Annotated in this window: 9 protein-coding genes; 1 reads left to right on the forward strand and 8 read right to left on the reverse strand. The window is 65.0% G+C overall.

What is annotated here, in order from left to right; translation table 11 throughout:
• Positions 1-136 precede the first annotated feature (136 nt).
• From RTQ46_RS24455 to RTQ46_RS24465, 3 genes are read right to left on the reverse strand one after another with little or no spacing between them, the layout of a single operon-like run.
• Entirely contained in the window at positions 137-1039 is a 903-nt protein-coding gene (locus RTQ46_RS24455; protein WP_312440194.1) for a LysR family transcriptional regulator, read from the reverse strand.
• Complete coding sequence (locus RTQ46_RS24460; protein WP_312440195.1) at positions 1032-1934, reverse strand: DNA-3-methyladenine glycosylase 2; 903 nt, start codon at positions 1932-1934, stop codon at positions 1032-1034. The genes RTQ46_RS24455 and RTQ46_RS24460 overlap by 8 nt, the downstream gene beginning before the upstream one ends.
• Complete coding sequence (locus tag RTQ46_RS24465; protein ID WP_312440196.1) at positions 1931-2914, reverse strand: XdhC family protein; 984 nt, start codon at positions 2912-2914, stop codon at positions 1931-1933. Before RTQ46_RS24465 ends, RTQ46_RS24460 begins: the two co-directional genes overlap by 4 nt.
• Positions 2915-3020: 106 nt before the next feature.
• Here RTQ46_RS24465 and RTQ46_RS24470 point away from each other — a divergent pair, with 106 nt between their 5' ends.
• Entirely contained in the window at positions 3021-3164 is a 144-nt protein-coding gene (locus tag RTQ46_RS24470) for a hypothetical protein (protein WP_312440197.1), read from the forward strand.
• A 6-nt stretch (positions 3165-3170) separates the two neighbouring features.
• Here RTQ46_RS24470 and RTQ46_RS24475 read toward each other — a convergent pair whose 3' ends face one another.
• From RTQ46_RS24475 to ileS, 5 genes are all read right to left on the reverse strand, one after another.
• Positions 3171-4196 (reverse strand): M48 family metallopeptidase, encoded by a 1026-nt coding sequence (locus tag RTQ46_RS24475; RefSeq protein ID WP_312440198.1) that lies wholly within the window; start codon positions 4194-4196, stop codon positions 3171-3173.
• 93 nt (positions 4197-4289) lie between these two features.
• Positions 4290-4739 carry a dUTP diphosphatase gene (dut, locus tag RTQ46_RS24480; protein ID WP_312440199.1) on the reverse strand — a complete coding sequence of 150 codons (450 nt, stop codon included), beginning with the start codon at positions 4737-4739 and terminating at the stop codon, positions 4290-4292.
• A gap of 23 nt (positions 4740-4762) precedes the next feature.
• Complete coding sequence (coaBC, locus tag RTQ46_RS24485) at positions 4763-5983, reverse strand: bifunctional phosphopantothenoylcysteine decarboxylase/phosphopantothenate--cysteine ligase CoaBC (protein WP_312440200.1); 1221 nt, start codon at positions 5981-5983, stop codon at positions 4763-4765.
• 14 nt (positions 5984-5997) lie between these two features.
• Positions 5998-6513: a signal peptidase II gene (lspA, locus tag RTQ46_RS24490; protein WP_312440201.1), complete on the reverse strand. Its 516-nt coding sequence runs from the start codon at positions 6511-6513 to the stop codon at positions 5998-6000.
• A 106-nt stretch (positions 6514-6619) separates the two neighbouring features.
• A partial coding sequence (gene ileS / locus RTQ46_RS24495; RefSeq protein WP_312440202.1) for an isoleucine--tRNA ligase occupies positions 6620-9084 on the reverse strand: 2465 nt, incomplete at its 5' end.

A 9084-nucleotide genomic window follows, 5' to 3' on the forward strand; every position in this document is an offset into this window, starting at 1 on the left:
CTCGGAGGTGGGGGAGTACGGAAAAACGTGGCGGCCATCCGTCATGGGGATTAGCTCATCAGGACGAGATGGTAGCACCGGCAACCAAGTGCTGCAGGGCACCCCCCAGCGGCCTGGTCGCGCGCCTGGCCGAGATTCAGTCGATGCTGAACTGCCGCCCGCGCAGCCGTGGCGCGGCGAAATCGAGAAACGCGCGCAATTTCAGCGGCAGCGGCGCCTGGCCCTTGTGGAGCAGGCTGACGGGCAGGGGGCTGGCCTCGAACGGTTCGAGCACGATGCGCAGCGTGTCGTCGCGCAAGGCGTCCATCACCTGGTAGGACATCACCCTGACCAGGCCCACGCCCAGGCTGGCAGCGGCGATCGCCGCATCGACCGTATTGACGGCCAGCCTGGAGTGCACGGGCACGGCCTGCGCCGGCCTGGCCGTGCCGAATACCCAGGCGCGGCGCGACTCCATCACCTCGAAGCTGATGCAGTCATGCGCGGCCAGGTCGGCCGGCGTGGCTGGCGCGCCATGCCTGGCCAGGTAGCCGGGGCTGGCGCAGACCACGCGCCGCACCTTGCCCACATTCGTCGCCATCAGGCTGCTGTCGGGCAGTTCACCGATGCGCACCGCCAGGTCGACATGTTCGTCCATCAGGTGCATGACGCGGTCGGTCAGCACCAGGTTGATTTCGATCTCCGGATAGCGGGCCAGGAACTCGGCCACCACCGGCACGATATGCAGGCGCCCGAACATCATCGGCGCGGTGACCGTCAGTTCACCTTTCGGCATGGCGTATTCGCCGCTGGCCGTGCGTTCCGCTTCGCCGATCTCGCCGAGGATGCGCCGGCAGGCGGCCACATAGGCGCTGCCGGTTTCGGTCAATGCCAGCTGGCGCGTCGTGCGGTGCAGCAGGCGCGTGTTGAGGTGCGCTTCCAGCGCCGCCACCTTGCGGCTGACGGTGGCCAGCGGCATGCCCAGCTGGCGCGCGGCGGCCGACAGGCTGCCGGCGTCCACCACCGCCAGGAACACGGCCATTGCGTCCAGTCTATCCATCGCTGGCGGGCGCCTGCAGGCTGGCCCACAAATGGGCAGCGGCCATGGTGCGATGCGGCGCGTACTGGCGCAGCCACTGTTCCGTGCGCGCCATGTCCGGCTTGCTGTCTTCCTTGAGCAGCTTTTGCAGCGCGGCGCGGATCGCCACGTCGCCATGCAAGGAACAGTCGGCGTAGCCGTAGCCGCGCAGCAGCGCATAGTTGACGGTCCAGGGGCCGATGCCTTTCACGGCCAGCAGCGCCTGCGATACAACTGTCACGTCGCCCGATGCGGGCAGCTCCAGCGACAGTTCACCGTCGTGTATCAGCCTGGCCAGGCGCAACAGCGTCTCGGCCTTGGCGCGCGAGAACTTGCGGCCTGTCAGCGCTTCCAGTTCCAGGCGCGCCACGTCGCGCGGCTCCGGGTAGCACCACAGGCCGCTGCTGTGCTGGCGCCCTGCCTGCAGGATAAAAGTGCGGCGCAGCGCAATGGCAAACGACAGATTGATCTGCTGGCCGATAATCGCCCAGGTCAGCGCCTCGAACGGCGTGGCCGACTGCACGATGCGCAAGCTGCCGTTGGCGCGCGCCAGGGGGCCCATCAGCGGATCGGCGGCGACCAGCTGTGCAAACGGTTCAGGCGCGATGCGCATGCCGAGGATATTGAGCAGCACGCCGTGCAGCGCCTCGGTCATGCCGTCGGTGACATGACCGTCGATCTCGGCGCGGCAGGTCGCCTGCAGCTCGGTGAACGCCACTGTCAGCAGCACCGGCACGCCGTCATGCAGGATGCCTTTGCGCAGGCCATCGGGCGTGACCTGCTCGGCCACCCCTTCGGCATCGCGGCCATGGAAGGCCAGCACGTCGCCGCGCCGGTAGCCGGGCGGCAGCGGCAGGGTCCAGTGCAGCGCGTTCATGCCGCCAGGGCGGCCGCGTGCTGGATCTGCAGGCGGTCCGGCACGCCGTTTTTCACGGCCGTCAGTTCGGCCAGGATGGAAATGGCGATTTCGGCCGGAGTCTTGCTGCCGATATACAGGCCGACCGGACCGTGCAGGCGCGCCAGCTGTTCTGTCGTGACGTCGAACTGCAACAGCCGCTCGCGCCGTTTGGCGTTATTGGCGCGCGAGCCGATGGCGCCGACATAGAACGCCGGCGACTTCAGGGCTTCCATCAGCGCCAGGTCGTCCAGCTTGGGGTCGTGCGTCAGGGCCAGCACGGCGCTGCGGCTGTCCAGCTGCAGTTCCAGCACCAGGTCGTCCGGCATCGCCTGCGACAGCGGCACGCCCGGCACGTTCCAGCCGCCGCGGTAGTCTTCGCGCGGGTCGCACACGATCACGTGGTAATCCATGGCCGTGGCGATCTGCGCCACGAAGCGCGACAGCTGGCTCGCGCCGATGATCAGCAGGCGCCAGCGCGGCCCGTGCTGGGTGGTCAGCAGATCGTCGTCCAGCACCAGCACCGCGCCCGGCGCGGCCGCATGCAGGCTGACGGCGCCGTTCTTCAGATCGAGGCGCCGTTCGATCAGTTCATGGCGCTCCAGGCGGGCCAGCAGTTCGGCCACGCCGCTGCCGGCATGCAGCGGCTCGATCGCCAGTTCGATGGTGCCGCCGCAGGGCAGGCCGAAGCGGTGCGCCTCGTCGGCGCTGATGCCGTAGCTGACAACTTCCGGCAGCGCGCGCAGGATGCCGTGCGTGCGCACATGTTCGATCAGGTCATCTTCGATGCAGCCGCCCGACACCGATCCCACCACCGTGCCATCGTCGCAGATGGCCAGCGTGGCGCCCACCGGACGGGGGCTGGAACCCCAGGTCTTGATGACGGTGACCAGTTCGCAGCGGCGGCCGGCGGCGATCCAGGCGGCGCAGGTTTTCAGTACTTCGAGGTCGATGCTGTCCATGGTGTGCCGTCAGTAGGATGATAAAAATGCCGCATGCGTGCGGCGTGCAATCGAAAATTGTGGCTATACTGGTCACTCGCTATCCCACAGCCTGCGGAGAGTTCCCATGATAATCAAAGAACACCAATCGCAAGATGAAGGCATGCCTACCGTCAGCAAACTGCTGGTTGGCGTATTCCTGGCAGTGATCTTGATCGGCATTATTACCTGGGTCATGGGAGGCGTCTTCCCCCCATTCCCGGGCTCCTGATTTACCTCAGGGACGAATCGGCTTCTTGGCCGATTGCTTGGCACGTACATCGATCACTGCCCGGTTGATGGCGGCGATGCGCGCGTTGGTGCCAGGGTGCAGCGCCGTGTAGCCGTTGGCGGTGCTGGCTGGCACTTGTGCGGACAGGCGCTGCCAGAAGCTGGCGGCGTTGCCGATATCGTAGCCGGCGCGCGCCAGCAGGTAGATCGCCAGCGTGTCAGCCTGCGCGTCCAGGTCCTGCGGCATGGCGCGAATGCCGGCGGCGCCTGTCAGCATCGACACGTCCGGCTGCACCGCGCCCAGGCTGTCGATGATGCTGCCCGCCGTGCCGCTGCTGCGCTGCGCGCGCGCGTGGTCGAGGATGTTGTGCGCCATTTCGCGCGCGATCACGAAGGCGATGCCTTCATCGTTTTGCGCCGCATTCACCATGCCGCGCGTGACCATGATGCGCGCGCCATCCGAATAGGCATTGATATTGTCCGCATTGCCCAGCGCGACGCGGAAGGCGCAGGCGCGCGTGACGGGAATTTTCAGGTCTTGCGGCTGGCCTTCGCGCGCGATCGTCATGCTGATGCTGGCGCTTTTCGACGCCAGCGGGCCGACGATGGCGCCAAACGGACCTTCCGCATTCGGGCCGGCCGGCAGCGGCTTGCCTTCGGCGGCCAGCAGGCCGTCGCCCTTGCGCAGGCCGGCGCGCGCGGCGCCACTGCCCGGCAGCACGCCGGACACCTGCATCTGTTCGCCGTAGCCCAGCGCTGCCTGCGCCGCATCGGCATACACGCCGGGGTAGGAATACTTGTTCTGGGCCGTAAAGCCCAGCAGGTTGCGCGCGTAGGTCTTGCACAGGTCGGCGTTGTTGATCAGCAGGGGCGCCGACACTTTCGACAGGCGGTCCTGCAAGGCCACCATCTTTACCAGGTTGTCCTGCGCCGCCTTTTGCTGCGCCGTGTAGGCAGGCGCATTGTCGGGCGCGGGCACCACGTTGAACGGGCCGCTGACCGTGCTGCCGGGCGTGGTACAGCCGGCAAGCATGGCAACGCAAGCCACTGCAAGTGGCAAAGCCAGATGGCGCAGCGGGTTTTGGGCTGGGGCGATTTGGCGGAGACCTGGCATAAATAATGATCCTTAATGTTTGCCGGTGCTGCCGAAACCGCCAGCACCGCGTTCGCTGTCGCCGAATTCCTCGACAACGTTAAAGCCCACTTGCAGCACCGGCACGATAATCAGTTGTGCCAGCCGTTCCATGGGGTTGAGCGTGAATGCGTGTTGTCCCCGGTTCCAGGTCGAGACCATCAGCTGGCCCTGGTAATCGGAGTCGATCAAGCCTACCAGATTCCCCAGCACGATGCCGTTCTTGTGGCCCATGCCGCTGCGCGGCAGGATCATCGCCGCATAGCCCGGGTCGGCCAGGTAAATTGCCAGGCCGGTCGGGATCAGCACGGTCTGGCCAGGTTCGATGGTGATGGGCGCGTCGATGCAGGCGCGCAGGTCCAAGCCGGCGCTGCCCGGAGTGGCGTAGGCCGGCAGCTGGTCTTTCATGCGGGCGTCGAGGATCTTGATGTCGATATTTTTCATTGAAGCTAAAACTTTGGTAAGGGTTACTTGAGCAGCGAAATCCTGGCGATGCGCTTGGAAATTTCGGAAATCAGCTGGCGCGCCAGTTCCAGCTTGGAGGCGCGCGGCAGCACGGTGTGGCCGTCTTCGTCGAACAGGATGATGGTGTTGTCGTCCTGGCCGAACGTGTTGTGGCCGATATTGCCGACCAGCAGGGGAATACCCTTCTTTTCGCGTTTCGACGAGCCGAATTCCACCAGGTTTTCCGATTCGGCGGCAAAGCCCACGCAATAGGGGAAGCCGGCCAGGTTGGTGCGGGCCGCCACGGTGGCGAGAATGTCGGGATTCTGCGCGAACTGCAGTTCCGGCACCGAGCCGTCGGCCTGCTTTTTCATTTTCTGGTCGCTGGCATTGACCACGCGCCAGTCGGCCACCGCTGCCACGGCGATAAACACATGCTGGCCGTCGAGGTGATGGAGCACCGCGTCATGCATCTGCTGCGCGCTTTGCACGTCGATGCGGCGCACGCCGAACGGCGCATCGAGCGCGGTCGGGCCGGAGATCAGCAGCACTTCGGCGCCCGCTTCGCGTGCGGCACGCGCCACCGCATAGCCCATCTTGCCGGAAGACAGATTGGTAATGCCGCGCACCGGGTCGATCGCTTCAAAGGTGGGACCGGCCGTGACCAGCACGCGCCTGCCCGCCAGGACCTTGGGCTGGAAGGCGGCGACCAGTTCCGCCAGCAGCTGCTCGGGTTCCAGCATGCGGCCCAGTCCCACCTCGCCGCAGGCCTGTTCGCCGGCGGCTGGACCAAAGAACACAATGCCGTCTTCGCGCAGCTGCTGCACATTGCGCTGCGTGGCCGGGTTCTGCCACATCTCCACGTTCATGGCCGGCGCCACCAGCAGCGGCAGATGCGCCGGGCGCGCCAGGCACAGGGTAGACAGCAAATCGTCGCACACGCCGTGCGCGAGTTTGCGCAGGAAGTCGGCCGAGCAGGGCGCGATCAGGATCGCATCGGCGCCGCGCGTCAGGTCGATATGCGCCATATTGTTGGCGATGCGCGCATCCCACTGGCTGCTGTGGACGGGGTGGCCGGACAGCGCCTGCATCGTCACGGCCGTGATGAAATGGCTGGCCGCATCGGTCATCACCACCTGCACCGAGGCGCCGGCGCGGGTCAGCCCGCGGCACAGTTCCGCCGCCTTGTAGCAGGCGACGCCGCCCGACAGGCCCAGGACGATTTTTTTGCCCGACAATTCCATGACCAACCTCCGTATTATTTATTGACCCGGCGCAGTTCATCGATGATGAACAGGGCCGCGCCGATGCAGATGGCGGTGTCGGCGATATTAAAGGCGGGGAAGTGGCCCCAGCTTTTCCAGTGGAAGTCGAGGAAGTCGACCACGTGGCCGTACACCAGCCGGTCGATGGCATTGCCGAGCGCGCCGCCGAGGATCAGCGCCAGGGCCCAGCAGAACATGCGCTGGCCGGCGTGCTTTTTCAAGAGGTAAAGGATAAAGCCGGCCGCGCCCAGCGCGATCGCCGTAAAAAAATAGCGCTGCCAGCCGCCCTGGTCGGACAGGAAGCTGAACGCGGCGCCCTTGTTAAACGCGAGCACCAGGTTGAAAAACGAGGTAATGACCTTTTCCTCGGCATATTGGAACGTGCGCAGCACGGTGATCTTGCTGATCTGGTCAAACAGGATGACGATGGCGGCGATGCCCAGCCAGGGAACCAGGGACGATGACGACGACGATTTCGGTTTCGACACAACGCGGTTTTTAGTGGCCATATTTTTTCAGGAAGAGGTAAAGCCGCCGCTGCCTGGCATGCAAGCCAGGCGGCGGCGGTCGGGAGCGGAATGCGCGCGGCGTTCCGCTGCGTTTCGCTGTGACAGTTTAGGCGAAACGGCGCTTTTCGCCTGCACCGAACAAGTTGCTGACGCAACGTCCGCACAGCGTCGGATGCTCGGCATCCGTGCCCACGTCGGCGCGGTAGTGCCAGCAGCGCTCGCATTTCGGCGCGCTTGACGCCGTGACGACCACCTCTTCGCCGGCTTCGTCAGCCACTTCGGCCACGGTGGCCTGCGAGGTGATGAAGACGAATTTCAGGTCATCGCCCAGGGTGCTCAAGAGCTTGTACTTCATCGGCGCGGCCTTGATGGTCAGCTCGGCCTGTAACGACGAGCCGATGGCACCCGAAGTACGCAGGTCTTCCAGCTGTTTCGTCACGTCCGTGCGCACGGCGCGCAGGGCCGTGTATTTTTCCAGCAGGGTGGCGGCGTCTGGCACCTCCGGCAGCTGCCACCAGGTTTGCGTGAAGATGGTTTCATCGCTGGCGGCATACGCTTCGGGTCCCGCGAACACGGCCCACGCTTCTTCGGCCGTAAATGACAGGGCCGGGGCCATCAGGCGCAGCAGGCTTTGCGTGATATGCCACAGCGCCGTCTGCGCCGAGCGGCGCGCGTGCGAGCTCAAGCCGGTGGTGTACAGGCGATCCTTCAGGATATCCAGGTAGAAGCCGCCCAGGTCTTCCGAGCAGTAGGTCTGCAGCTTGGACACCACCGGATGGAACTCGTAGCGCGCATAGTTGTTCTCGATCTGCTGCTGCAAGGAGGCCATGTTGGCGATCGCATAGCGGTCGATTTCGAACAGCTCGGCCACCGGCACCGCATCAACGGCCGGGTTGAAGTCCGAGGTGTTCGCCAGCAGGAAGCGCAAGGTATTGCGGATGCGGCGGTACGATTCGGTCACGCGTTTCAGGATCTCGTCGGAGATCGACAGCTCGCCCGTGTAATCGGTCGAGGCGATCCACAGGCGCAGGATGTCGGCGCCCAGGCTGTCCGAGATCTTTTGCGGCGCCAGCGTATTGCCCAGCGACTTGGACATTTTCTTGCCTTCGCCATCGACCGTAAAGCCGTGCGTCAGCAAGGCCTTGTAAGGTGGACGGCCGTTCAGCATCGACGACACCAGCAGCGACGAGTGGAACCAGCCGCGATGCTGGTCCGAGCCTTCCAGGTACAGGTCGGCCGGGAACTGCAATTGCGTCGAGTGCGAGCCATGCGCTTGCGGGCCGCCCAGCACCGTCTGGTGGGTGGCGCCGGAGTCGAACCAGACGTCCAGCGTGTCCTTGTTCTTGGCATAGATGGCCGCTTCGTCGCCGATCAGGTCGGCCAGGTCCAGCGCCTGCCAGGCTTCGATGCCGTCTTTTTCGATCAGTTTCGCCACTTGCTCCAGCAGTTCCGGCGTGCGCGGATGCAGGTCGCCGGTTTCCTTGTGCACGATAAAGGCCATCGGCACGCCCCACTGGCGCTGGCGCGACAGGGTCCAGTCGGGACGGTTGGCGATCATGCCGTGCAGGCGCGCCTGGCCCCAGTCCGGGAAGAACTCGGTGCCGGCGATGCCTTTCAATGCCGTTTCGCGCAGGGTGGCGCCGCCGTCCTTCGGCGTCACATCCATGCCGGCAAACCACTGCGAGGTGGCGCGGTAGATGATCGGCGTTTTATGGCGCCAGCAGTGCATGTAGCTGTGGTCGAACATCTTGACTTCGAACAGCGCGCCGGCTTCGCGCAGCGCGTTGCAGATCGGTTTCGACGCTTCCCAGATGGTCATGCCGCCGAACAGCGGCAGGGTCGAAGCGAACTTGCCGTCGCCCATCACCGGCTTGATGATGTCGTCGTCCTTCATGCCGTGCGCCTTGCACGAGATAAAGTCGTCCAGGCCGTAGGCGGGCGCCGAGTGCACCACGCCGGTGCCGCTTTCGGTGGTCACGTAGTCGGCCAGGTACAGCGGCGACAGGCGGTCATAGAATGCGTCGCTGGCATGCAGCGGATGGCGGAAGCTGATGCCGGCCAGGGCCGCGCCGTCTGCGGTGGCGATCGTCGTGCCTTCCAGCTTGAAACGGGCCAGGCTGGAGACGACCAGGTCCTGCGCCAGGATCAGCAGCTGCGGCTGGCCGTCGCGCTCGACCTGCACCAGCGCGTACTTGACTTCCGGATTGACGTTCAGCGCCTGGTTCGACGGGATGGTCCACGGCGTGGTGGTCCAGATGACGATGTAGCCGTCATTGGTCGGCAGCGCTGGCAGGCCGAAAGCGGCCGCCAGTTTTTCCGGCTCGGCGAATTTGAAGCCGACGTCGATCGCTGGATCGCGTTTTTCCGCGTATTCCACTTCCGCCTCGGCCAGCGCCGACTGGCAGTCGAAGCACCAGTTGACCGGTTTCAGGCCGCGGTAGACGTAGCCTTTTTCCAGCAGCTTGCCCAGCGCGCGCAGTTCGTCGGCTTCATTGCCGTGCGCCATCGTCAGGTAGGGGTTGTCCCATTCGCCGAGCACGCCCAGGCGGATAAAATCTTTCTTCTGGCGTT

The sequence above is a fragment of the Janthinobacterium sp. genome (assembly GCF_031995485.1).
Classification (GTDB): domain Bacteria; phylum Pseudomonadota; class Gammaproteobacteria; order Burkholderiales; family Burkholderiaceae_D; genus Janthinobacterium.